Here is a 24181-nt window from a genome sequence, read left to right as displayed (position 1 = left end):
GCGAAACTGACCGGCGGCGGATGTCCGCCGCCTGGCGCAGACTCGATGTCTGATCCAGGCGCAGCGGCCACGTCAGAACCTGCGTCGACCAATCCGGCGCAACGCCGCGTGAAGCCCGGCGGCCAGGTCTCCGACCCTGAGCGCATCATCTACGGTCAACGCCTCGCCCTGCATCGCCAGGGTCTCTCCTTGCAGGACGGTCCAGCGCCAGGCGCACGCCTCGGCGCGAACGCTCAGTCGATAGGTAGGCGGGGCCTGCGATCCATCCATCTCGTGTCCTCCGCTTTGACGGGGGGAGATTGGCGGAGCGTCGTGCAGGCGAGATGGCGGGCGATGTCGAGAAGCGGTGCAGACGGCTAGGCCGATGCCAAGGGAAGGGTGATGTCGAAGGCTGTACCCTCCAGGCTCTCGGCCAGGCAAATCGCGCCGTGACTGGCCGCCAGTAGCGATTGCGCAATCGGAAGACCAAGGCCCGTGCCGCCCTCGGAACGGCGACTGGTGAAGAAGGGCTCAAACAGCCGGCCACGATCCGCCAGGGGCACGCCAGGACCATCGTCAGCCAGATGCAGGATCACGGCATTTGCGGTCTGCCTGGACGAAATGGCGACCTGTCGCGCACCGGCCTGGCGGCTGTTCTGGAGCAGCACCCCGAGCACGGAGTCGAGCGTGGTTTCCGGGACCGCCACGGACGGCAGGCCGGCGGGCAGGGCGAGCTCGACGGTGAAGGACGCGCCGTTGAAGGCGTCTGTAGCGCGGCGGATCGGTCCCTCCAGGGCGATCGCCACCCCGGCTTCAGGTCGGGCCATGTCGGCGCGCGCCAGATCCAGCAACCTCGTGACCAGCTTGGACAACCGCACCGTGTCGGCCGCAGCATTCTCCAGGAACCGGCGACGTTCGACGGAGCTCATGGCCTCTCCATGGTCCTGCAACAGTTCCACGGCACCCGCGATGCCGGCCAGAGGGGTCTTGAACTCGTGACTGACTGCGGCGGCAAAGTCGCGCAGATAGCCCGATCGGCGATCGATCGCGTGGGCCATGGCGCGGAAATCCTCGTACAGCGCCTGGATCTCGACGGCCGCCGTGGGCGGTGTTTCCGGCAGATCGCCCCTGCCGGCTGCCACTTCGCGCGAGGCCGCACTCAGCGCCTCGATTGGCCGCGTCACGCCGCGCGAAACCAGACCCGAGAGAACCACCAGAACAGCGAAGATTCCGGCCACGCCCAGTGCAATCTTGCCCCGATCTTCATAGAGGCCGCGGAACAGTGCCCGGGGCGAGCGTGACAGCAGGATCACCCCAACTGTCCGGTCGCCCACGACGATGGGCCGGGCATGGTGCAGGCGCACGCCGGAGGCGCGACTAAGCCATTCGAAGCTGTAACTGGGTCGATAGTCGCCGTTGCGCCGTATCACTGAACGCGGCGCGCCGGCCAGGGCTGTCCTGACCTCTGGCAGGTCGGAGAGATCACCACCGACTCCCTGGCCACGCGCCACCAGCCCCTGGCGGTCGAGGATCTGGACCGAGGCGAGAGTCGTGCGCGTCGTACGCTCGATCAGCGGATCGATGCCACGCGCGACGGCGATCGAAGCGGGATCGACCGCTCTTGAAGTCGCGCGTGCAGCGGGCCGTTCGGGCATGACCTGGGACGTGCGCAGGTCGATCGTGGTCGGCTCCGGAGCGTAGTAGCCGGGCACGTTGCGATCGATCGGGCGTTCGGGCGGCCCACCCGGCCAGGCGAGGGAGGCGGCGGCTGACAGGGCCGCGCCCTGGGCCACCAGCTCGGCCTCCGTCTGACGCACCAGGGTATTCTCATAGACGCGCAGGAAGATCGCGCTGATCCCGGGCATGGCGGCGGCAAAGAACAGCACCGCGAACAGGATGACTCGCAGCCTCAGGCGCGGCCACCGGCGCTTGGCCAGAGCCTTGAGCGCGACGATCAAGCCGGCCCACCCAGACAGGCCCCGAGGCGATAGCCGACCCCGGCCCGGGTCTCGATCACGTCATGGCCACCCAGGCCGGCGAATTTGGCCCGCAAGTTGCGCACATGACTATCCACGGTACGGTCGGTGATCGCAAAACCCGGCCCGCGCAGACGGTCGATTATGGCGTCGCGGCTGAAAACCTTGCTGGGAACGGCCGCCAGGGTGCGCAGGATACTGAATTCGGTGACGGTCAGCGCGAGTTCCTCCCCGTCCCAGGCGGCGCTCCAGCCCTCGTGATCCAGGCTGAGACGGCCCCGGGCCAGCCGGCTCCCGGGATCGGCCTTCCCGCCGCCGCGCGCCCGGCGCAGGATCGCGCCGACGCGGGCGACCACTTCGCGGGGGCTGAACGGCTTGACCACATAGTCATCGGCACCCAGCTCGATCCCCAGCACGCGGTCGATCTCCTCGTCGCGCGACGACAGGAACAGAATTGGCAGGTCGCCTTCCGCCCGCAGTCGGCGACAGACCTCCAGTCCGTCCATGCGCGGCATATTGATGTCCAGGACAACCAGATCCGGCGCGGCCTCCGCAGCCTTCTCCAGAGCGGCTTCCCCGTCCGACGCCTCGCAGGTGGTGAAACCGGCCTTCTCCAGGGCGAAGACCAGGAGCTGGCGGATATGCGGGTCGTCGTCGACGATGAGGATCCGGTGCGGCATGGGCTCATGTTCCGGGTTGCGACGCGCCGGTCAACGGCACAGGTGCCTGGACCGGCAAGCGAAGCCTGCTCGCCAGGGCCTGTGCGTCGTTCAGCCGGCGCTTGTCGCGCCAGGACCAGGTGCGCCAGTCCGTCTGCTTCCGGTGCAGGTCGGCCGTCAACCTCAGGCGGGTGGCCGTAATTGCCGCGCGTTGCGGTGTCGACGGCAGGCGGTTTTCCAGTGTCGTCAGCGGAACCAGGGCCGAACCGCCCAGACTGGCCAGATAGCCAAGGTCCAGCGGCGGGCCCTGGCCGCCGATCTCGCGGGCGTTCCGGGTGTTCCAGTCGGCGGCGACGGCACCCAGGTCGATCACGCTGGTCCCCAACAACACCAGGGCTGCGGCCACGACGTTGGTGTTGATCAGCCAGCTCGAGCTCTTGTCCCGCAGTAGCCGCACGCAGATCAGGATCAGGCCTACTGCGACCAGTCCCATCCAGGCCAGGGCCGAGATCCGCAAGCGGGTCAGGCCATAGGCCTCGACATAGTCCACCGTACGCAGGGCGCTTGAGGCCACCAGCAGGAGGTTCTGGGCGACGAACAGCACGACCATCCGCCGCACCATTGGTCGGTTGGTCGCGATCGAGCCCGGTCGAAGCGCAAACAGCACGAAGGCACCCGCCAGGATCGCGGTGGCGATCAACAGATAGGCGCCACGATGCGCGTACTCGGCCAGGGTCACGCCGGCGGGCAGGGGCGCACCGCTCCACAGGAACGCCACGTCCAGTCCGTTCTGCAGGGCAAAGAGGGCGTTGAACACCCCCAGGGACAGGGTCAGGGATGCCGGGGTAACCCCGAAAAGCTGAAGGTCGCCTCGGCCGTCGGGCGGGGAGAACGCGCTGCGCGGGCCTCGCGGTCGCAGGAAACCCCATAGCATTCCGGCGGTCGCCAGCCAGAACACGCCACGCGCAAGGTCCGGGCGCGGAAACCGGAGGGCAGAGAGTCTGGCTTCGATGATCGGATTGGCTGCGGTGAACAGGGCCAGGAAGGCCATCCCGCCGACTACAGGCAGGATCAGGGTGGACAGCTTCGTCCAGCTCGGCCGGGACGACCGTCGACCAAGGCGCTGGACGTACAGTCGGCGAAGGTCTGCAAAGGGACGCAACAGCCCGCGCGCCGCGCCAACGACCAGGCGTTGGGCCCACCGCCAGGCATCGTAGTCACCGGGCGCACGGGGCGACAGCGTCGCCATGCCCAGAGCAACAAACAGGAATACAGTCACTGAGACGGTCGGGCGCTCGAGAAGGAGCATTGCCATGCAGGCCGCGATCGCGATGGCGATGAGGCCGCGCCGATCGCGCCGCAGGGCCGGGAACGCGGCCAGCGCAGTCGCGCTCAGAACCCATCCCAGGAGCCCCAGGTTCAGGCCGGGCTCGTGGCCATAAAACAGCTGGTCAATGGTTGCCACGAGAGCGGCGGTGATCGCGGCCTTGGCGGCCAGGCCCGGGCGAGCTTTGAGTAGTTTTCGCATGGTGTCCAAGGACCTCAATGATGAGGTCCCGTAGATGCAGCAGCTGGATCAAGCGGCAGCGCGCGCCAGATGCAGAGCCGACATTGTCTCGGTGCAGATGTCGTGCAGGCCAGGACGGCGGAAGCCGCGAGCACGTTAGCGTGAGCCCGCGCCGTCCTGAACCTCTGCTTTTTGGAGCTGTGCGAACTTCCGCACCTGACGCGACGTGGGAGCGGAAGCCGCCATGTGATGAGGCCGCGAGAAGTATCAGACCCTGGGTCGCGGGTTGCGGTTCATGATCGCGACGGCCCCTTCAGCCACGATCCGCCCATGAACAGAGCGTTGCCTCGCAGTCCCGCCGCGAGACTGCGCCCTTGTTGCCAATTCAGGCCTTGGCCAACAGGCTGGCTGTCTTGCCGTCATACTGACCGCCGAAGCTCGTCTTCAGGTGGGCCATGATCGCCCCGACGTTGGCGCCGGGGTTCCTGGCCCGGAAGTCATTGATGGCGTCACGCAGTTCCGATTCCGTGATCTGCTTTGGACCATACGAGGACAGGATCGCCAGTTCGGCTTCCGCCGCCTTGCTCCGCTCGTCCACCTTCGAGGCATCGCTACCGGCTTCAATCAGACGCGCGCGTTCGGTCGAAAGGTTTTCCAGCGTCAGCTTGGTGTTCTTCAGGAACTTTGCGACGGTGGCGACAACCTTTTCGTCAGTGACTTCCGTCACGCCGCGCTTGAATTCTTCAGTCGTGATCTGCGTGGCTTCGCCGATCAAAGTGGTGAGCAGGTCAGCCTTCAGACGGTCGTTCAACTTGCGCGCAGTCAGTTGGTCAGCCTTGAGCCCGTCGAGCAAAGCCATGTCGGCGTCCTTTCAGTTCAATCCATTAGATGGTGGCCTAGTCGGTGGTGACCGCCGCTTTTCGAGCGCACGGCTGAAGCGTAAGTCACGAGGCGTTATCCAGGCTAAATCCCCGCCCCGCCAGCGCTGCGATCCTCCATACCCCGGATAGGGAAGGCGACGTATGGCTGAACGCATTCTGCTGCCAGCCCTCTTGCGCGACGGGGTCGGCGTCTGGCGCTTGCCAGCCCCGTGGTTGTCTGCACGGGTTTGGGGCAGGTGTGCGAGTAAAACAAGCATCCCGATGATTGCACCATTCGGCTTCGGTGCGGAACTATCCGCCCGGGTTAGGGAGTCCTAGGCATGCGCCATGCGCGTACTGGTCATCGACCCCGATCCGGCGAGAGCAGCTTTGGTGGCTGAGGGTCTACAGGGTATCGACCCCCTAGAGGTGCGACAGGCCTCGCTTTTTGACGAGCGGGAGGTCGCGGGTTTCGCGCCGGACGTCGTCGTGATCGCCGCCGACAGCCCTGACCGCGATACGCTCGAGAGTTTGCGTGAGTCTGGCCACAACAATCCACGCCCTGTCGTGATGTTTGTCGATCGCTCTGAACCCGGCCTCGCCGAGCAGGCGGTTCGGGCCGGAGTCGCGGCATACATCGTCGATGGCCTGGCCCCTGCGCGGGTACGGCCCATTCTTGATGTGGCCATGAGCCGTTTTGCGCTGACCCAGCAGCTCCGGGGTGATCTGGCCAAAGCCAAGGCAGATCTGGAGTCGCGCAAGACGGTCGAACGGGCCAAGGGGCTGCTGATGAAGGAGCGGGGGCTCGACGAGGACGGGGCCTACCGCCTGTTGCGGAAGCTGGCCATGGACAAGGGGCGGCCGATCGGCACGGTGGCCGCCGACCTGATAGCCTTCGCGGGCATTCTGAAAGGGGACGCTTGGTGAGCGGCCTTGCTGACCTGCGGCTGGGCTTCATCCCGCTGACCGATTGCGCGCCGCTGGTGGTGGCCAGGGCCCTGGGGTTTTTTGCCGAGGAAGGGCTGGAGGTCAGCCTGAACCGCGAAGCTTCTTGGGCGACCCTGCGGGACAAGGTTACGGTCGGGGCGCTGGATGGCGCGCACATGCTGGCACCGATGGCCCTGGCCTCGACCGTGGGGGCGGCGGGCGACGCCGTATCGATGATTGCGCCGATCAGTCTGAACCTGAACGGTAGCGCCATCACGGTTTCAACCGGCCTTGCAGAGGCTCTGAGGCAGATTGATCCCGAGGGCATGCAGCAGCGCCCCACCATGGCAAGGTCCCTCGCGCAGCTAATAGAACAGCGCCGGGCGCGCGGCGAGCCGCCGCTGACCTTTGCGGTGGTCTTCACCTACTCGATGCATGCCTATGAGCTGCGCTATTGGATGGCGCAGGCGGGAATTGACCCAGACCGTGACGTCCGGTTGGTCGTCACGCCCCCCCCTCGCATGGTGGAGCAACTGAGATCAGGCCTGATCGACGGCTTCTGTGTGGGCGCTCCTTGGAATGCCGTTGCCGTTCAGGAAGGGCTCGGGGAGGTGCTGATCAAGGCTTCGGAGTTCTGGCCTGGATCTCCCGACAAGGTCTTCGGCCTCACCGCTCATTGGGCCGAAACCTATCCGGACGAACTCCGCGCCGCGCTCAGGGCGCTCATCAGGGCGTCAGTCTGGGCTGACGACCGCGCCAATCGCGGGGATCTTGTTGAGCTGCTCGCCTTGCCTCAGCACATAGGGGCACCGGCTGCGTCTATCGCCTGGGCCCTGGAGAACGAGGTTGTCTTTCATGCCTCAGGCGCGGGCCTGCCTCGTCGGGAGCATGCCCTGTGGTTTCTGTCGCAAATGGCCCGCTGGGGCCAGGTTGCCCCGGATGGGGACTTTGGTGGCATAGCCGATCGGGTCTATCGACCGGATCTCTATCGCGCGGCTGTCGCTTCGCTCGGTCCAAGCCTTGATCCCGCCGTCGCGTTCGCAGACAGCGTCAGCGCGCCCCCCCTCGTCCTTTTCGATGGCAAGGCATTCACCCCGGAATCGGCATCTGCCTACGCAGCAAGCTTTCCCATCCGCCGATTGCAGCCCTGACGTTATCGAACCCGTCCACCGCGCGCAGGCCATTCAGCGCGAAATGCATGCAGCCGCCTGCTGAAACTTGCCTTCCCGCTGTGCAATAGCGGGTTGTTTTCGGGGCCTTTCCCCTGAGGGCCTGTTTTTCAATTGTCTCCGGACCGGCTTCGGCACTTCCCTGACATCGACACGCGGGACAACGAAGTTCCGCGCAGGCCCGAGAGGGTCGCCGGCGGTGACGCAATCGCCGGTATGGAATGGACAACGACGTCCGGAGAGATCGCCAGCGCGGTCTCGCCGGGCGTTTTTTTTTGGCCTTGGGGGATGAAGGCATGAAAAGAATGAGCACCAAGATCGTCCTGCTTGCAGGCGTCGCCGGCTTGATTTGCGCAGGTTCAGCCAGCGCCCAGACCGTTCCCGATCCTGTTCCGCCGCCGGCTCCGACCCCGGCTGCGGAGTCAGGTCCTGCAGCTGAACCCGTTGCGGCCGAGCCGGCGGCAATTGAGCTCGCAGACGCTGTGGAGCCTCCCGCCCCTCCGTTGCCTCCGCCGACGATCAGCGACCAGATTGCGGCCGGCAAGATCATCATGGAAATCCGCGCCCGATACGAGAGCGTGGACCAGACCCGCACGGCGACCCTGAAGGACCAGGCATCGGCTCTGACGGTCCGTACACGTCTGGGTTGGGAGACGGCCGACTTCATGGGTTTCCGCGGCCTCGTCGAGTTCGAGGATGTCCGCCAGGCAGGCGAAGAACACTACGCGGTCAATGTTCCCGGCGCGACGACGGCACCGCTGAACGGTGCCGACAAGGCTCGCTACCCGGTCGTCAACGATCCGGACGTCACCGAGCTCAACCGACTGCAACTCATCTGGACCCCCGGTGCATTCCTGCAGGTCACGGCGGGCCGTCAGCGCATCCTTCTGGATGACCAGCGCTTTGTGGGTAACGTCGGCTGGCGCCAGGACGAGCAGACCTTTGATGGTGTTCGCGCCGATTTCGCCCTGGGCCGGGTCAAGGGGACCTACGCCTACATCAATCACGTCAATCGTATTCTCGGCGAACTGCGTGACTGGGACAGCGATAGCCACCTTTTGAACGTCACCTGGTCTCCGGCCGAGGCGCTGCGCCTGCAAGGGTTTGTTTACGCCCTGGATTTCGGTAACTCGGCCATCAATTCGTCGATCACCAAGGGCGGCAAGGCTTCGGGCAAGACCTGGGTGGGCCTCTACCAGCTCGCCTACAATGCCACCTTCGCCCGGCAGAGCGACTATCACGGCAATACAGCGGCCTACGAGCTCGACTATGTCAGCGGTGATATCGCTGGAACGTTTGACATCTATACGGCCAAGCTGGGTTACGAGTCCCTCGAGGGTAACGGCACTCGGGGCTTCACCACGCCGCTCGCGACCGTTCACGCGTTCAACGGATGGTCCGATGCCTTTGTTTCGACGGGTGGCAACAAGAGCTTTGCGGACGGTCTCGAGGACCTGAATTTCAGCATCAACGTCAAGCCGCGCTTCCGTCGAACCTACTTCTTCAACAGCGATGTCCTGGTCCGGTATCACGACTTCAATGACCAGAAGACTGGCGCTGACCTTGGTCACGAATGGGGCGTTCAGTTCACCGCGGCCCTGACCACCAAGCTCTCGATCCAGTTCAAGTACGCCGATTTCGAGCGGGAAAAGACCTTGCCGCTCGGCACGCTGACGCCACCGGCCTCGCGTTCGAAAGCCTGGTTCACCCTCGAATACAAGCTCTGATCAGACGGGATCCAAGATCATGTCCAAGACCGACAAGACCCAGAACCCGGCCGCCACTGCGCCCGAGGGCCTGACGCGCCGAAATGCCATTTTTGCGGCCGCCGCCACGATGGCTGCCGTCAAGGCGGCGTTCCCGGCCGGGGCGCACGCTGCTGGTGCCGGGCCCGAGGTCGCCAAGGCTCGCCTTGGCTTCATTGCCCTGACGGATTCTTCGCCCCTGATCATCGCCAAGGAACGCGGGCTGTTTGCAAAACATGGCCTCCCCGATGTTGAGGTCCTGAAGCAGGCCTCGTGGGGGGCTACGCGCGACAACCTCGTTCTGGGCTCTGACCGCGGCGGTATCGACGGGGCCCATATCCTGTCGCCCATGCCCTATCTGATGAGCACGGGCGCGATCACGGGCGGTGCACCGACGCCGATGTACATCCTGGCCCGGCTGAACACCAACGGCCAGGGCATCTCGGTTGGGAACGACCTCAAGGCCGTCAAGGTTGGCCTGAACAGCGCCGGTGCAAAGGCCAAGTTCGCCCAGCTCAAGGCATCGGGCAACATGGCCAAGGTGGCGATGACCTTCCGGGGCGGAACGCACGACCTCTGGGTTCGGTACTGGTTGGCCGCCGGAGGCATCAACCCGGAGACAGACGTCTCGACCATCGTCATTCCGCCGCCTCAGATGGTGGCCAACATGAAGGCGGGCACCCAGGACGTGTTCTGTGTCGGCGAGCCCTGGAACGGCCAGCTCGTAAACCAGAAGGTCGGCTATACGGCCTGCGTGACCTCGGAACTCTGGATGAACCACCCGGAGAAAGCACTCGGCATGCGGGCCGCGTGGGTCGACAAGTATCCACGCGCTGCCGAGGCCCTCACGGCGGCTGTGCAGGAAGCGCAGCTCTGGTGCGACAAGGCTTCGAACCTTCCCGCCATGTGCTCGATCGTCTCGGGACGCCAGTACGTCAACGTGCCGATGGGCGACATCCTGCCCCGCCTGCAGGGCACGGTGGACTATGGTGACGGCCGGATTCTGAAGAACTCGCCCCACCGCATGAAGTTCTGGGCTGACAATGCCAGCTTCCCCTTCAAGTCCCATGACCTCTGGTTTCTGACCGAGGATATCCGCTGGGGCGTGCTGCCGCAGAAGACCAACACTCAGGCGCTGGTCAACAAGGTCAACCGCTCGGACATCTGGCGTGCAGCGGCCAAGTCGATCGGCCAGTCGGGCCCGGCCGGCGATAGCCGGGGTGTCGAGCGGTTCTTTGACGGCAAGGTGTTCGACCCCGCCAATCCCGGTGCCTATCTGGCCAGCCAGCCTATCAAGAAGCTGGTCTAGGGAAAGGGGACGCACATGACCTTTCCCAAGCCCTCATTCGTGGAGGCCCAGCCGGTGCCTGCGCCCCTGAACGAGACCCCTTCTACGGTACCATCCACGGCACCGACCGGCGAACTTAGGGCCTCGCGGTTGTCTGAACTGGGCCGCCAGGGCAGGGGCGTGGCGGCGGCGGTCATTCCGCCGGCCGTCACCCTGCTGGTCCTGCTCGCACTTTGGCAGGGGGCTGCAGGAGATTCCTACACCGGCGTGCCGTCGCCGCAACGGATCTGGATCGAGTCGAAGGACCTGATTACCGATCCATTCTTTGACCGGGGTGGTGTCGACAAGGGTCTTTTCTGGCACGTTCTGACCAGTCTCAGCCGTGTCGGCGTGGGCTTTTCGCTATCGGCGGTCTGCGGCGTGATGCTGGGTGTGCTGATCGGGGCCAATCGCTGGGCACATCGCGGCCTGGACCCGATCTTTCAGGTGCTGCGGACCGTGCCGCCCCTGGCCTGGCTGCCGATCTCCCTAGCGGCCTTCCAGCAGGCCCAGCCGTCGGCCCTGTTCGTGATTTTCGTCACTTCGATCTGGCCGATCATCATCAACACAGCAGTAGGCGTACGCAATATTCCCGACGACTATCGCAATGTCGCAAGGGTGCTGAGGCTGTCGCCGGCCGAGTACTTCTTCAAGATCCTGCTGCCGGCCACCACGCCCTACATTTTTACCGGTCTGCGCATTGGTATCGGGATGAGCTGGCTGGCCATCGTCGCGTCTGAGATGCTGCTGGGCGGCGTCGGCGTCGGCTTCTTCATCTGGGATCAGTACAATTCCGGCCGCATCTCGGACATCGTCGTGGCCCTGGCCTGGGTTGGTCTGACCGGCTTCTTCCTCGATCGCATCGTCGCCCTCGCCGGGCGCATCGTCTCGCGCGGCAGCGCGCTGAGCTGAAGGAACACGACCATGGGCAAGGCCTATCTTTCCATCGAGGGCGTTGGCGTCACCTTCCAGAAGGGCTCGGCCCGTTCAGAGGTGCTGTGCGATATCAACCTGCAGGTCGACCAGGGTGAGTTCGTTTCGATCATCGGACATTCGGGCTGCGGCAAGTCTACCTTGTTGAATGTGGTGGCCGGCCTGATCCCGGTGACCACGGGGGCGGTGATCCTGGACCGCGAGGCCGTCGAGGCCCCTGGCCCCGAGCGGGCCGTGGTGTTTCAGAACCACTCGCTGCTGCCCTGGCTTTCTGTGCGCGAGAACGTCAGCCTGGCGGTCGACAAGGTGTTCCGGGGGGTGAAGTCCGCTGCCGAGCGCAAGGCGTGGACTGAGCATAATCTCGATTTGGTCAAGATGACCCACGCCATGGACAAGCGTCCGTCGGAAATCTCGGGGGGCATGAAGCAGCGGGTCGGCATCGCCCGTGCCCTGGCCATGCAGCCCAAGGTCCTGCTGCTGGACGAGCCATTCGGTGCCCTGGACGCCCTGACCCGCGCCCACCTGCAGGACAGCGTCATGGAGATCCAGACGGCACTGAAGAATACGGTGCTGATGATCACCCACGACGTCGATGAGGCGGTGCTGCTGTCTGATCGCATTGTCATGATGACCAATGGTCCCAGGGCGAGCATCGGCAACATTCTTCCAGTGACCCTGGACCGGCCCAGAGACCGCCTGGCCGTGGCCGAAGACCCTGTCTATGTCCACGCCCGCGCCGGGGTGATCGAGTTCCTCTACGCCCGGCGCGCGGCTTGAAGACGCGCCGATTGTGGGGCTTCCCCCGCAGCCTGACGCCCCGGCCATCGACGCCTCGTCCTCAGACCCAGCGAGCACAGACATGAGCAATTCTCCCAGGGAGCGCCTGGTCGTCATCGGCAACGGCATGGCCGGCTGCCGGGCGGTCGAGGAAGTTCTCAAGCGTGATCCGGATCGCTACGAGATCGCGATCTTCGGCACCGAGCCCCGCGTCAATTACAACCGCATCATGCTGTCGCCGGTGTTGGCGGGCGAGAAGTCGTTCGACGACATCGTCATCAATGACGAGGCCTGGTATCGCGACAACGGCATCGCCCTGCATGCGGGCAGAGCGGTCCTAGAGATTGATCTGGAAGGCAAGACGGTGCGGGCCGAGGCCGGGCTGACGCTGGCCTACGACAAGCTGATCCTGGCGACCGGCTCCGATCCGTTCCGTCTGCCCCTGCCGGGGTCCGACCTGAAGGGCGTGGTGACATTCCGCGACCTCGACGACGTCGAGGCCATGGTCGCCGCCTCGGCCAAGCCGGACGCGCGAGCCGTGGTGATCGGTGGCGGCCTGCTTGGCCTGGAAGCCGCCTACGGCCTGGCCCGTCGGGGCATGGGGGCCACGGTCGTTCACCTGATGGACGTTCTCATGGAGCGCCAGCTTGACGAAAGCGCCGGATTCCTTCTGCGCGAGGCCCTGCTGGAGCGTGGGGTCGAGACCGTGCTGGGCGCCCACTCCGAAGAGATCGTCGGTCAAGACGGGCAGGTTGCCGGCCTCAAGCTGAAAGACGGCCGCATCCTTCCCTGCGACTTGCTGGTCATGGCTGTGGGAATCCGTCCCAACGCCACCCTGGCCCGCACCGCCGGTCTGGTCGTCAATCGCGGCGTCGTCGTCGACGACGGCATGCGCTCTTCGGATCCAGCCGTGTTCGCCGTGGGCGAGTGCGTCGAGCACCGGGGCCAGTGCTATGGCCTGGTTGCCCCCATCTGGGACATGTGCCGGGCTCTGGCCCAAAGCTTGACTGACGGCGAGGGCGGCTATCAGGGCTCGGTGCTCTCGACCCGCCTGAAAGTCTCGGGCGTCGATGTGTTCTCGGCCGGCAAGTTCGCCGGCGGCGAAGGCTGCGAGGACATCGTGTTCCGCGACGCCGGACGCGGCGTCTACAAGCGGGTCGTCATCGAGGACGGCAAGGTCGTCGGCAGCGTGCTGTTTGGCGATGCAGCCGACGGCGGCTGGTACTTTGACCTGATGCGGGCCGGGACGGATGTGGCGGAAATCCGCGATACCCTCATCTTCGGTCAGGCCATCACGGAGGGACTTTCCGGCCTGGACCCTAATGCGGCCGTTGCGGCCATGCCCGATACGCAGGAAATCTGCGGCTGCAACGGTGTCTGCAAGGGGGCCATCGTTTCGGCCATCACCAGCCAGGGCCTGACCACGCTGGACGACGTCAAGGCGGTGACCAAGGCCTCGGCCTCGTGCGGCTCGTGCACCCCGCTGGTCGAACAGGTGCTGAAACTGACCCTGGGCGATGACTTCAAGGCCGAGGTCGGGCCCAGGCCGATGTGCCGATGTACGCACCATCCGCATTCGGCCGTCCGCAAGGCCATTGTCGGGCTCGAGCTGAAGTCGATGCCCGCAGTGATGCAGGCCATGGAGTGGACCACCCCCGACGGCTGCTCGTCGTGCCGGCCGGCCTTGAACTACTACCTGCTGTGCGCCTGGCCCGCCGAGTACCGGGACGACAAGCAGTCGCGCTACATCAACGAGCGGGTCCACGCCAATATCCAGAAGGACGGCACCTATTCGGTGGTGCCGCGTTTGTGGGGCGGCATGACGACGCCGGACGAACTGCGGGCCATCGCTGACGTCGCCGACAAGTTCGCCATCCCGGCGGTCAAGGTCACGGGCGGTCAGCGCATCGACCTGCTGGGTGTGAAGAAGGACGACCTGCCGGCCGTCTGGGCTGACCTGAACGCCGCGGGCATGGTCAGCGGTCACGCCTATGCCAAGGGTTTGCGCACGGTCAAGACCTGCGTCGGCAGCGACTGGTGCCGGTTCGGTACCCAGGACTCCACAGGTCTGGGCATCCGCCTGGAGAAGTTCCTCTGGGGCTCGTGGGCGCCGGCCAAGGTCAAGCTGGCGGTGTCGGGCTGTCCGCGCAACTGTGCCGAGGCCACCTGCAAGGACTTCGGCGTCGTCTGCGTCGACAGCGGCTACGAGATTCATATCGGCGGCGCTGCCGGCCTGCACATCCAGGGCACAAGGGTTCTGACCCATGTCGGGACCGAGGATGAGGTAGTCTGGGTCATCGCCGCCGCCATGCAGCTCTATCGCGAGGAAGGCTGGTACCTGGAGCGCGTCTACAAGTGGATGGCGCGCGTCGGTCTGGAGACCATCCAGGTCCGGCTCACCGATCCGGACCAGCGCAAGGCCCTCTACGACCGCTTTGTCTTCTCGCAGCGCTTCGCCCGCATCGATCCGTGGGCCGAGCGTGTGGCCGGCCGCCACAATGAGGAGTTCACCCCGATGAGCCGCCGGATGGAGTTCGCCCCCGCATGAACGCCCCCGTGAAAGAGCCGGCCTGGATCGATGTCGGGGCGGTTACCGATGTTCCTCGTCGTGGCGCGCGTCGAGTGACCAGCCCTCGCGGCGACATCGCCATCTTCCGCACCGGAGACGGTGAGGTCTTTGCCCTCATGGACGCCTGTCCGCACAAGGGCGGGCCGCTCAGCCAGGGTATTGTCCACGGTCGGGCCGTGGCTTGCCCGCTGCACAACTGGTCCATCGACCTGGCCACCGGCGAACCGATGGGAGCTGACCGGGGCAGGGGTTGTACGCCCGTGGTACCGCTGGAGGTGCGCGAAGGCCGACTGCTTTTGAGCCTTACCCTGGTCGGGGCCGATGGCTGACGGGTCTGCCGCCCTTTCGGTCAAGACCGCCTGTCCCTATTGCGGCGTCGGCTGCGGCGTCTCTGCCGTCGTCGCCCGCGACGGACGCGAGGGCAGGGCCGTATCAGTGGCTGGCGATCCGGCCCATCCGGCCAATCTGGGGCGCCTCTGCTCGAAGGGGACCGCCCTGGGCGCTACAGTCAGTCTTGAGGGCCGGCTCCTGGAGCCGACAATCGGTGGTCGCGTCGTCACCTGGACCGAGGCAACGGCGTTGGTCGCCAAACGCTTCAGCGACACCATCGCCAGGCATGGGCCGGACAGCGTCGCCTTCTATGTTTCGGGCCAACTGCTGACTGAAGACTATTACGTCGCCAACAAGCTGATGAAAGGCTTCATCGGCTCGGGCAACATCGACACCAACAGCCGCCTCTGCATGGCCTCGGCCGTGGCGGCCCACAAGCAGGCTTTCGGCGCGGATCTGGTGCCGGGCTGCTATGAGGACCTGGATCTCGCCGATCTGGTGGTCTTCAGCGGCCACAACGCCGCCTGGACCCACCCTGTTCTCTTCCGTCGCATGGAGGCTGCCAGGGCGCGCGGCCAGAAGCATGTGGTCATCGATCCGCGGCGCACCGACACAGCGGAGGGCGCTGACCTGCACCTCGCCCTTGCACCTCAGACTGACGTGCGGCTGTGGAACGGACTACTCGCAGACCTGATCCGCCGCCACGCCATCGACCGGGGCTATTTGGCCCGCCATGTCAGCGGCTTCGACAGTGTCGAGGCAGCCCTGGCCGAGCTGGACCAATCGCCTGCTGCCGTCGCCGCTGACTGCGGCATCGCGTTCAAAGACCTGCTGGCCTTTTACGACCTGTTCGCGGCCAACCCCAGGACGGTCAGCCTGTTCTCTATGGGCGCCAACCAGTCGGCCCAGGGCGTGGCCAAGGGTCTGTCGATCCTCAATGTGCATCTGGCGACGGGCCGCATCGGCAAGCCGGGCGCCTGTCCGTTTTCGATCACCGGCCAGCCAAACGCCATGGGCGGACGCGAGACCGGTGGCATGGCCAACACCCTGGCCGGACATATGGACTTCGAGCCCGCCGACAGAGATCGCGTGGCCCGCTTCTGGGGCGCGCCAGGCACGACCCGCAAGCCTGGCCTGAAGGCCGTCGACATGTTCGAGGCGGTCCATGACGGGCGGATCAAGGCGATCTGGATCATGGCCACCAACCCGGCCGTTTCCATGCCTGACGCCGGCCGGGTGCGTGAGGCACTGGCCAGGTGTCCGTTCGTGGTCGTCTCTGACTGTATCGCAGAGACCGACACCAGCGCCTTTGCGCACGTGAAGCTCCCGGCCCTGGCCTGGGGCGAGAAGGACGGAACAGTCACCAATTCCGAGCGCCGCATTTCGCGTCAACGCGCGCTGTTTGCCGCTCCGGGACAGGCGCGTGCTGACTGGAAGATTATCTCAGACGTCGCCGTAGCCATGGGCCATGACGGCTTCGGCTGGACTAGTCCGGCCAGCGTATTCCGCGAATGGGTGCGTCTCACGGCCTATGAAAATGACGAACGTGTGCTCGACCTGTCGGGCCTTAGCCGCCTCGATCCGGACGGCTATGCCGGACTGGATCCCGTGCAGTGGCCGGTCAAAGCCGATGGTCAGGGCACGGCGCGTCTATTTGCCGACGGACAGTTTCAGACCCCTGACAGACGCGCTCGAATGATCCCGACGCGCCCTGTGGGACCGGCGGAGGCGGTAAGTGATGCCTATCCGCTCTCCTTGAATACCGGCCGAATCCGCGATCAGTGGCACACTATGACCCGCACCGGGTTGGCAGCCGACCTGTGCCGTCACGCGCCCGAGCCCTTTGTCGAGATGCATCCGGCCGACGCCCAGGCTGCCGGCGTGAAGGACGGAGCCCTGGCCCGGGTTATGACGGTACGCGGCGAAGCTGTGGTTATGGCCAAGGTCACTGATCGACAGCGCCCCGGCGATCTGTTCATGCCCATGCACTGGACCGATTCATTCGCGCCCTCGGGGCGGTCGAACGGCCTGATCGCGCCCCATACGGACCCGACCTCTGGTCAGCCGGAGTTCAAACATACCCCGGCCCGAGTTCGGCCTTACCGTGAAACCTGGAGAGGCTTCTTTCTGTCGCGCCTAGTTCAGGATGCTCCATCTGTGCAGAACCTCATCTGGCGGAGACTTCCGCATGAGGCCTGCCAGCAGCATGAGTTTGCCGGACGAGGCGACGCCTCCGAGCGGGAAGCTGTTCGCAGGACGCTATCAAAGGCCCAGGTGGGGGCGTTGCTGTCCTATGAGGATGCGGGTTCGGGCTCGCGACGTGAGGCCTGGGTGCAGGACGGGGCGCTGACCGCTGTACTGTTCATGACGACCCAGGACGGGCTGCCGCCGCGTGACTGGCTGGTCGAACTCTTTGCGGCACCCGCGCTCGGTGTCGACGCGCGGTCGGCCCTTTTGCTTGGCCGGCCGGCTGGCCCGCAACCCGACAGGGGGGCGCTGATCTGTGCCTGTCTCAAGGTCGGGGCAAAAGCGATCGAGGCTGCGATCGCTGCTGGGGCCGCATCGCCGGAGGCCGTGGGGCAACAGACGGGCGCTGGTACCAACTGCGGCTCATGCCGTCCCGAGATTGCGCGGATGATTTCGGCTTCTTCTAAGGCCATCAGGGAGAGCGCTGATGTCGCATGATCCACAACCCGGTTGCGTCCTGCTGGTCGGAGCCGGGCCAGGTCCGGTTGACCTCATGACCGTTCGCGCGGTCCGGGCTGTCGAGAATGCCCAGGCCCTGCTCTATGACGCGCTGATTTCCGAAGATGCCATAGCCCTTGCACCGCCCGGCTGCATTCGCATTCAAACGGGCAAGCGCTCGGGCCGACCCAGTATGAGCCAGGACGCCATCAACCGACTGACCCTTCGCCTCGCGCGCAGGGGCTTGCGGGTCGTCCGGCTCAAGGGGGGAGATCCGTCGATCTTCGGGCGGGTCGGAGAAGAGGCGGAGTTTCTGCGGCGCTTTGGGTTCACGGTAGACGTTGTTCCTGGCGTTACGGCGGCCAGCGCTGCGGCAGCCCAGTTTGGCTTTCCCTTGACCCATCGCGGTCAGGCGAGACGCCTGGTCTTCGCTACGGGACGGCTGGAGGGGGCCGGCGCGGTCAGTGACTGGCAAGCGGCGGCCGATCCCGAAGCCACCCTGGCCGTCTATATGGGCGGCGAAGCGGCCTCCGGCCTGGCAAGGGCACTTCTGGAACACGGGCGAGAGGCAACAACGGCAGTGGCCATTGTCGAGAGCGCTGGATCCATCGCTGCAAGATTGACGGTGTCGACGCTGGCTGAACTTGGACGTCGAGGCGCGCCATCCTCCGGCGGTCCCGTTTTGATCGTCATCGGCGACGTGGTCTCCGCCGTCAGACAAGGTTCGATAGCCAAGCAGCAGGTTCGGGCGGCAGGGTGAACTCGGTCGGGCTGCTGTAAGGCGAAAGCGAATTGCGCGCAGGCCAGAAAACGCTCATCCAGCCAGGATCCAGGCCGACTTTGGCCTCTGGATTAGCCAAGGCGGTAAAGAGCTGAGCCGTGTGCGGGCAGGGCCCGCTCAAGCCGATCCCGGGCAATGCCATCCGCCTTTCGGGCCCAGAGATCGCGGACGGGCACAGGTCGCGTGACCCTGATCGACGCCAAGTCCACCGAGACCGTCGCCTTGGACTCAAGGGTGTTGAAAAGCGCCAGATAGTGGGCCTCCGAGGCAGGCGCACGCGCGTGCCACGCGATCAGACCGCCGGTATTGAAGAGCGGTCGATTGTCTTTGCTACGCTGATTGACCGCCAAGACTTCGTCGTTTGTCAGCAAGGCGGTCGTTGGCCCATCCAGCTTGCGCAAATCGCCGCCCATTATCAACGGCGAGCGCGCGATCGACCACAACGTCATCAGCGTTTGCTGCTCGTCGGGCGTGAAGAACGTCGAACGCTTGCCCAATTGCAGAACACCGAGCGGCAGCATGTCGGCGTCGGGCCAGCAGCCTGGTATTCTATAGGGATTCCAGCGCTCAAGCCGCCCGAACTGCTCGAAAAGAGCGTCCCAGCTATCCCAGAAATCGTCGCTGATCCGCCAGCGACATTTAGGCTGTTGCTGCCTCAAGAAATATTTAACGATTACATGAGGCAAGTTGGTCTGACCGAAGATCCTTCGGAGGTGCTGGCTATGGTTTCGAAGGCGATATCCACCATCAACTCGGCGCTGAAAGAGGTAAATGGTGATGGATTTGTAAATGATCTATTCTCTGTTGATCTTGCCGATGACTTTAACAAGCGGATGGATTTGTATCGCGGTAGATGGGCAAAAATTCGACCTATACTGCAACCTATCGGCGGTTATCTTGCTGATGCACAGGCCGATCCAATCTGATAGGCTATTTAAGGCTCCCGCTTCATGCGAGCCCGCAAATCGCGCAACATGAGATCTATCCAAGAATTTCGCCGGATTCGGATTGGGGTTCGGGCGATAGCGAACAGCCGGTGAACAAGCTTCGGGACTATTTCGGGACTTTTCCTCCCGAAGGAGGGATTTTGTTCCCGTTTGTTCCATTTTCCCGCATGGCGAAAACAGCGCAAAGCCCTTGTGAACAAGGGAAACGCTGGCGGCCCGGAAGGGACTCGAACCCCTGACCTTCGCTTTAGGAAAGCGCTGCTCTATCCTGCTGAGCTACCGGGCCGCGATTTGCGCGGGCTGGGCGGTGCATAGCGCAGGATGGCGGGCTTGCGAAGCCCGTGTGGTCACTCTGCACCAATGCGGTCCTGAGGGTCAGCCGGCGGCCGCGGGCAGGGCTTTCCAGGCGACATAGGCGGCCGTGGCCAGGACCATGACGGCAAAGCTGCGGCGGGCCAGGGTGGCGTGGCCGGCCAGGACGCGGGCCACTGGGATGCCGATCAGGGATCCGGCTCCGCCACCGGCGACCAGGGCGGCGAACAGGGGCAGGCTGACGAGGCCGGCGGCCGCATAGCTCAGGCTGGTCGCAGCGCCAAACAGGGCGACTGAGGCGAGGGACGAGGCGGCGGCGTTGGCCAGGGTCATGCCGGTGGCAGCCATCAGGCCGGGTGCGATCAGAAAGCCGCCACCGATGCCGAAGAAGCCGGCGGCCAGGCCGGTGCCGAGGCCGAGCGGGGCGAGTTTCAGGGTCATGGCCGGGGTAAGGCGCACCGAAGGGTCGCCGGCGCTCTTGCGGGGTGCCAGCATGGATAGGGCGATAGCGGCCATGACCACGGAAAAGCCCAGCAGCAGGGTCTGTCCGTTCAGGCGCTTGGCCAGGTCGGCACCGAGCAGGGCTCCGGCCAGGCCTGTGCCGGCGAAGACCAGGGCGCAGGGCCACTTCACCGCGCCGGCCCGCGCCTGCAGGGTCAGGCCGATCAGGGCGTTGACGCTGACAGCGGCGGCCGAGGTGCCGATCGCCACATGCGGATCGCGCACCCCGACGACATACAGCAGGAGCGGGGTGGCCAGCACCGATCCCCCGCCGCCGAACACCGTCAGCAGCAGACCGATCAGCGCGCCGCCGAGGCCGGCATAGAGGATCTGGGCGGTGTCCATCTCAGCGTGCCGCCACTCTGTTCCACGGGGCGAGGGCGAGGAGGCGGGCCATGCCGCAGAAGCCGGTGGCTCCGGCAAAGGTCAGGCCTCCTCCGACAAAGGCGCTGAGGCCGATAAAGCCCGGATGGACGGTCAGGGACAGGCCCACGCCGGTCAGGACCAGCAGGCCGGCGACGATCTGCACCTGGCGCATCATTTCCATCGGGGCGGCGGCATTCCTGGCCACGGGCAGCCCGGCCCGGGTCCAGTTGTCCAGCCCGCCCTCCAGCACGAAGGCCGGGCCCTCAACCTGGTCCGCCAGTTGGGCGGCGCAGGCTCCGGTGCGCATGCCGGAGCGGCAGGTGAAGATCACGTCGCGGCCGGCTTCGGTCGTCAGGGGCTGGGCCGTCAGGGTGGACAGGGGGCGCGAGCGGGCCCCGGCCACATGGGCCCGGGCATATTCGTCGGGTTCGCGGATATCGATCAGCACGGCCGTGCCGCGGCCCAGTCGGTCAGCGACGTCGTCAGGCTTCAGCGCAGTCAGGGAGCGGGTCATGGGCGGGCCTCGGGTGCAGGGGGGCAAAAGATCTCGGCGAGCGTCGTCACCACCCGGATCGCGGCGGGGTCCTCGATCCGGTACCAGATCGTCAGGCCATCGCGGCGAGCGGCCACGATGCCGTCCTCCCGCAGCACCGCCAGGTGCTGGGAAAGGGCCGATTGCGAGAGGCCAGACCGGGGCTGCAGTTGCCCCACCGACCGTTCGCCTTCGGCGAGCTGGCACAGGATCATCAGGCGTCGCGCATTGCCCAGCGCTTTCAGCAACCTTGCGGCGCTGGTGGCACTGGCCTCGAGCCGGGTGATATCGACGTTCACAAGATCGAACATGGACGCAATATATCAGTTGATTCTAATTTAGCAAGGACTAATATATAGCCATGACCCAAACCCAGACCCCCGCCTCATCCCTTTCGGTTCAAGCCTTCTTCGACAGGGCAACGAACACCGTCAGCTACCTGGTTGCCGATCCGGTTTCCCGGGTCGCGGCGATCATTGACCCCGTGCTGGATTTTGATCCGAAGGCCGCACGGGTCAGTACCGCTTCGGCGGACGCCGTGCTGGCGGCGGTCAGCGCGCAGGGGCTGGACCTGCAGTGGGTGCTGGAAACCCACGCCCATGCCGATCACCTGTCAGCGGCCGATTATATCCGCGCGCAGACCGGGGCCCGGATCGTGATCGGGGCGGAAATCATCCGGATCCAGAAAGGCTTTGCCCCGCTGTTCGAAGCGGACGATGTCGATCTGTCCGGCGGGGCCTTTGACAGGCTGGTGTCCGAGGGCGACGAACTCCCGCTGGGCGGCCTGACAGTCTCCGTCATGCACACGCCCGGCCATACGCCGGGCTGTGTCAGCTACCGGATCGAGGATGCCGTCTTTGTCGGTGATACCCTGTTCATGCCCGACTACGGCACCGCGCGGGCTGATTTCCCGGGCGGCGATGCGGCGACTCTCTATCGCTCGATCCGGAAGATCCTGGCCCTGCCGGACACCACCCGGATCTTTGTCGGGCACGACTACCTGCCGGCGGGGCGCGAGACCTATGTCTGGCAGACCACTGTGGCCGAGCAGAAGGCCAGCAATGTTCACGTCCATGACGGGGTGGACGCGGCGGCCTTCGTCGCCCTGCGCACGGCCCGTGACGCCACCCTGAGCCCGCCGGTCCTGATCCTGCCGTCCCTGCAGGTGAACATCCGCGCCGGGGCGCTGCCGCCGGCCGAGCCGAGCGGCCGGGTGTTCCTGAAGCTGCCGGTGAATGCGCTATAGGGGGAGGCCTACTCCACCTTCGCCAGCACCGTCCGCAGGGTCTCGACGATCCGGTCAATATGCCCGGTCTCGAGGATCAGCGGCGGCGACAGGGCGATGATGTCGCCGGTCACCCGGATCAGCAGGCCGGCGTCGAAGGCCGCCTCGAACGCCTCAAGGGCCCGGGCCGTGGGCGCACCGGAACGGGGCTGCAGCTCGATGCCGCCGATCAGGCCCAGATTGCGGATGTCGATGACATGGCGGGCGTCGTGCAGGCTGTGCAGGGCCGCCTGCCAGTAGGCCTCGATCCCGGCGGCGCGGGCGAAGAGGTCGTCTTCCTGATAGGTCTCCAGGGTCGCGATCCCGGCGGCGCAGGCCAGGGGATGGGCCGAATAGGTATAGCCGTGGAAGAGCTCGATCGGGGCGTCGGCCCCCTCCATCATGGCGTCATAGATCTTGCCGCTGGCGGCCACGGCCCCGCAGGGCACGGCGGCATTGGTCAGCCCCTTGGCCATGCAGATCAGGTCGGGGGTGACGCCGAAGCGGTCTGCGGCGAACGGGGTGCCGAGGCGACCGAAACCGGTGATCACCTCGTCGAAGATCAGCAGGATGTCGTGCCGGTCGCAGATGGCCCGCAGGCGCTGCAGATAGCCTTGCGGCGGGATCAGCACCCCGGTCGACCCGGCCACCGGCTCGACAATGACGGCGGCGATGTTGGAGGCGTCGTGCAGGGCGATGATCCGTTCCAGATCATCGGCCAGGTGGGCGCCGAGGTCCGGCTCGCCCTTCGAGAACAGGTTGCCGGGCACGCCGTGGGTGTGGGGCAGGTGGTCGACGCCGGTCAGCAGGGAGCCGAAATACATCCGGTTCTTGGGGATGCCGCCCACCGAGATGCCGCCGAAGCCGACCCCGTGATAGCCGCGCTCGCGCCCGATCAGCCGGGTCTTGGTGCCCTTGCCGCGGGCCCGCTGATAGGCCAGCGCGATCTTCAGGGCCGTGTCGACCGACTCTGACCCGGAGTTGGTGAAGAAGATCCGGTCGAGGCCCTTGGGCGTGATCTGGGCCAGGCGGCTGGCAAAGGCAAAGGCCAGCGGATGGCCCATGTTGAAGCAGGGGGCATAGTCCATCTCGGCCGCCTGCTTCTGGATCGCCTCGCGGATCCGGGGGCGGTCGTGGCCGGCATTGACGCACCACAGGCCCGAGGTGGCGTCGAGGATCTCGCGACCGTCAGGCGTCTTGTAGTGCATGTCCTTCGCGGACGACAGCATGCGCGGCTGGGCCTTGAACCGCCGGTTGGGCGTGAACGGCATCCAGAAGGCGTCGAGATCATTGGCGCCGAAGTCAGGCATGGCGAAGTCCTCTGCAGGGGCTTGCATTGTGATCGCAATTACGTCCCACTTTGCAAGCCTCCCTGGCCTGCACATTGCTGCGAAAGCGACGTCGCAGGTCGATTTTCGGGGGAGGGTGCCGAGGGAGCCGTCATGCCGAGCGCGATTTTGGGCGTCCGAACGGGTTTCCGCCACTGCGGGGATGGCCGGTGACCGACAGGCCCCGCCGCGCCCTGGCGGATTCCACCGCCGTTCACGACCAGGTCTATGACGCAATCCGCCAGGCGCTGATCATCGGAAGGATTGCGCCGGGCGTGGGGGTCTCGCTGCGCAGCCTGGCCGCCGACCTCGGGGTCAGCCCGATGCCTGTGCGCGATGCCGTGCGCCGCCTGGTCGCCGAGCGGGCCCTGGCGATCAATCCGGCCAACAAACGGCTCAGCGTTCCGTCCCTGACCGCCGATCGCCTGTCGCAACTGGCCCAGGCAAGGCTCTGGATCGAGCCGGAACTGGCCGCTCGCGCGGCGCCGAGAGCGGATGCGACCCTGATCCGGACCTTGCAGGACATTGACGCGCGACTGGATGCGGCGCTCGCCGCCGGCGATGTCGACGGCTACATGCTCGCCAACCACGCCTTCCATTTCGCCATCTATGAGCGGGCCGGGGCCGAGGTCCTGCTGTCCATGGCCGGCGGGCTCTGGCTGCAGATCGGGCCCTTCATGCGGGTGGTGTTCGGGCGGGTCGGTACC

The 24181-nt window shown here is 65.6% G+C and carries 22 protein-coding genes and 1 tRNA gene; 13 read left to right on the top strand and 10 right to left on the bottom strand.

What is annotated here, in order from left to right; genetic code table 11:
- Nucleotides 1–356 precede the first annotated feature (356 nt).
- The 4 genes from DBR10_RS15215 to DBR10_RS15200 all read right to left on the bottom strand — a co-directional run bounded on the left by DBR10_RS15215 (nt 357) and on the right by DBR10_RS15200 (nt 4974).
- On the bottom strand, nt 357–1937 hold the full coding sequence (locus DBR10_RS15215; RefSeq protein WP_108504809.1) for a sensor histidine kinase: 1581 nt from the start codon (nt 1935–1937) through the stop codon (nt 357–359).
- Complete coding sequence (locus tag DBR10_RS15210) at nt 1934–2635, bottom strand: response regulator transcription factor (RefSeq protein ID WP_108504808.1); 702 nt, start codon at nt 2633–2635, stop codon at nt 1934–1936. Before DBR10_RS15210 ends, DBR10_RS15215 begins: the two co-directional genes overlap by 4 nt.
- A 4-nt stretch (nt 2636–2639) precedes the next feature.
- Nucleotides 2640–4142, bottom strand: a complete 1503-nt coding sequence (locus DBR10_RS15205) for a DUF4153 domain-containing protein (protein ID WP_108556481.1) — start codon at nt 4140–4142, stop codon at nt 2640–2642.
- Nucleotides 4143–4506: 364 nt separating this feature from the next.
- The gene (locus DBR10_RS15200; protein WP_158273168.1) at nt 4507–4974 is read right to left on the bottom strand and encodes a GatB/YqeY domain-containing protein; all 468 of its coding nucleotides are present in this window, start codon (nt 4972–4974) and stop codon (nt 4507–4509) included.
- Nucleotides 4975–5329: 355 nt separating this feature from the next.
- Here DBR10_RS15200 and DBR10_RS15195 point away from each other — a divergent pair, with 355 nt between their 5' ends.
- The 10 genes from DBR10_RS15195 (at nt 5330) to cobA (ending at nt 18203) form a co-directional block, all read left to right on the top strand.
- Complete coding sequence (locus DBR10_RS15195; protein WP_108489970.1) at nt 5330–5908, top strand: ANTAR domain-containing response regulator; 579 nt, start codon at nt 5330–5332, stop codon at nt 5906–5908.
- On the top strand, nt 5905–7059 hold the full coding sequence (locus DBR10_RS15190) for a CmpA/NrtA family ABC transporter substrate-binding protein (RefSeq protein ID WP_108505379.1): 1155 nt from the start codon (nt 5905–5907) through the stop codon (nt 7057–7059). Before DBR10_RS15195 ends, DBR10_RS15190 begins: the two co-directional genes overlap by 4 nt.
- A gap of 314 nt (nt 7060–7373) precedes the next feature.
- Entirely contained in the window at nt 7374–8804 is a 1431-nt protein-coding gene (locus tag DBR10_RS15185; protein ID WP_369831719.1) for an alginate export family protein, read from the top strand.
- 19 nt (nt 8805–8823) lie between these two features.
- Nucleotides 8824–10131: a CmpA/NrtA family ABC transporter substrate-binding protein gene (locus DBR10_RS15180; RefSeq protein WP_108505381.1), complete on the top strand. Its 1308-nt coding sequence runs from the start codon at nt 8824–8826 to the stop codon at nt 10129–10131.
- 15 nt (nt 10132–10146) lie between these two features.
- Nucleotides 10147–11061, top strand: a complete 915-nt coding sequence (gene ntrB / locus DBR10_RS15175; protein WP_108505382.1) for a nitrate ABC transporter permease — start codon at nt 10147–10149, stop codon at nt 11059–11061.
- Nucleotides 11062–11073: 12 nt separating this feature from the next.
- A complete protein-coding gene (locus DBR10_RS15170; RefSeq protein WP_108505383.1) occupies nt 11074–11859 on the top strand; it encodes an ABC transporter ATP-binding protein in 786 nt (261 codons plus the stop codon).
- Nucleotides 11860–11941: 82 nt separating this feature from the next.
- Complete coding sequence (gene nirB / locus DBR10_RS15160; RefSeq protein ID WP_108505384.1) at nt 11942–14407, top strand: nitrite reductase large subunit NirB; 2466 nt, start codon at nt 11942–11944, stop codon at nt 14405–14407.
- Nucleotides 14404–14757 (top strand): nitrite reductase small subunit NirD, encoded by a 354-nt coding sequence (gene nirD / locus DBR10_RS15155; protein WP_108490091.1) that lies wholly within the window; start codon nt 14404–14406, stop codon nt 14755–14757. The genes nirB and nirD overlap by 4 nt, the downstream gene beginning before the upstream one ends.
- Nucleotides 14750–17443: a nitrate reductase gene (locus tag DBR10_RS15150; RefSeq protein ID WP_108505385.1), complete on the top strand. Its 2694-nt coding sequence runs from the start codon at nt 14750–14752 to the stop codon at nt 17441–17443. The genes nirD and DBR10_RS15150 overlap by 8 nt, the downstream gene beginning before the upstream one ends.
- Entirely contained in the window at nt 17433–18203 is a 771-nt protein-coding gene (cobA, locus tag DBR10_RS15145; protein ID WP_108490388.1) for a uroporphyrinogen-III C-methyltransferase, read from the top strand. Before DBR10_RS15150 ends, cobA begins: the two co-directional genes overlap by 11 nt.
- Before the next feature lie 92 nt (nt 18204–18295).
- On the opposite strand, the gene DBR10_RS15140 is transcribed toward cobA, so the two are convergent.
- Nucleotides 18296–18883 (bottom strand): alpha-galactosidase, encoded by a 588-nt coding sequence (locus tag DBR10_RS15140; protein ID WP_233243430.1) that lies wholly within the window; start codon nt 18881–18883, stop codon nt 18296–18298.
- An 18-nt stretch (nt 18884–18901) separates the two neighbouring features.
- Here DBR10_RS15140 and DBR10_RS20155 point away from each other — a divergent pair, with 18 nt between their 5' ends.
- Nucleotides 18902–19150: a hypothetical protein gene (locus DBR10_RS20155; RefSeq protein ID WP_233243429.1), complete on the top strand. Its 249-nt coding sequence runs from the start codon at nt 18902–18904 to the stop codon at nt 19148–19150.
- 230 nt (nt 19151–19380) lie between these two features.
- On the opposite strand, the gene DBR10_RS15135 is transcribed toward DBR10_RS20155, so the two are convergent.
- From DBR10_RS15135 to DBR10_RS15120, 4 genes are all read right to left on the bottom strand, one after another.
- A tRNA-Arg gene (locus tag DBR10_RS15135) sits at nt 19381–19457 on the bottom strand.
- Between the two features lie 89 nt (nt 19458–19546).
- Nucleotides 19547–20329: a sulfite exporter TauE/SafE family protein gene (locus tag DBR10_RS15130; protein WP_108505387.1), complete on the bottom strand. Its 783-nt coding sequence runs from the start codon at nt 20327–20329 to the stop codon at nt 19547–19549.
- Nucleotide 20330: 1 nt separating this feature from the next.
- Nucleotides 20331–20864, bottom strand: coding sequence for a rhodanese family protein (locus tag DBR10_RS15125; protein WP_108505388.1), 534 nt, complete (start codon nt 20862–20864; stop codon nt 20331–20333).
- The gene (locus DBR10_RS15120) at nt 20861–21193 is read right to left on the bottom strand and encodes an ArsR/SmtB family transcription factor (RefSeq protein WP_108505389.1); all 333 of its coding nucleotides are present in this window, start codon (nt 21191–21193) and stop codon (nt 20861–20863) included. The genes DBR10_RS15125 and DBR10_RS15120 overlap by 4 nt, the downstream gene beginning before the upstream one ends.
- Nucleotides 21194–21243: 50 nt before the next feature.
- Between DBR10_RS15120 and DBR10_RS15115 the strand changes: the two genes are divergently transcribed.
- Nucleotides 21244–22128 carry an MBL fold metallo-hydrolase gene (locus DBR10_RS15115; protein WP_108505390.1) on the top strand — a complete coding sequence of 295 codons (885 nt, stop codon included), beginning with the start codon at nt 21244–21246 and terminating at the stop codon, nt 22126–22128.
- A gap of 8 nt (nt 22129–22136) precedes the next feature.
- Here DBR10_RS15115 and DBR10_RS15110 read toward each other — a convergent pair whose 3' ends face one another.
- Complete coding sequence (locus DBR10_RS15110) at nt 22137–23456, bottom strand: aspartate aminotransferase family protein (protein WP_108505391.1); 1320 nt, start codon at nt 23454–23456, stop codon at nt 22137–22139.
- Nucleotides 23457–23644: 188 nt separating this feature from the next.
- On the opposite strand from DBR10_RS15110, the gene DBR10_RS15105 reads away from it, so the two are divergent.
- The coding region (locus tag DBR10_RS15105; RefSeq protein WP_233243428.1) for a GntR family transcriptional regulator at nt 23645–24181 on the top strand (537 nt) is incomplete at its 3' end.

It is taken from the genome of Caulobacter sp. HMWF025 (assembly GCF_003060965.1).
Lineage (GTDB): Bacteria > Pseudomonadota > Alphaproteobacteria > Caulobacterales > Caulobacteraceae > Caulobacter.
This window is presented reverse-complemented; position numbering and strand designations above follow the sequence as displayed.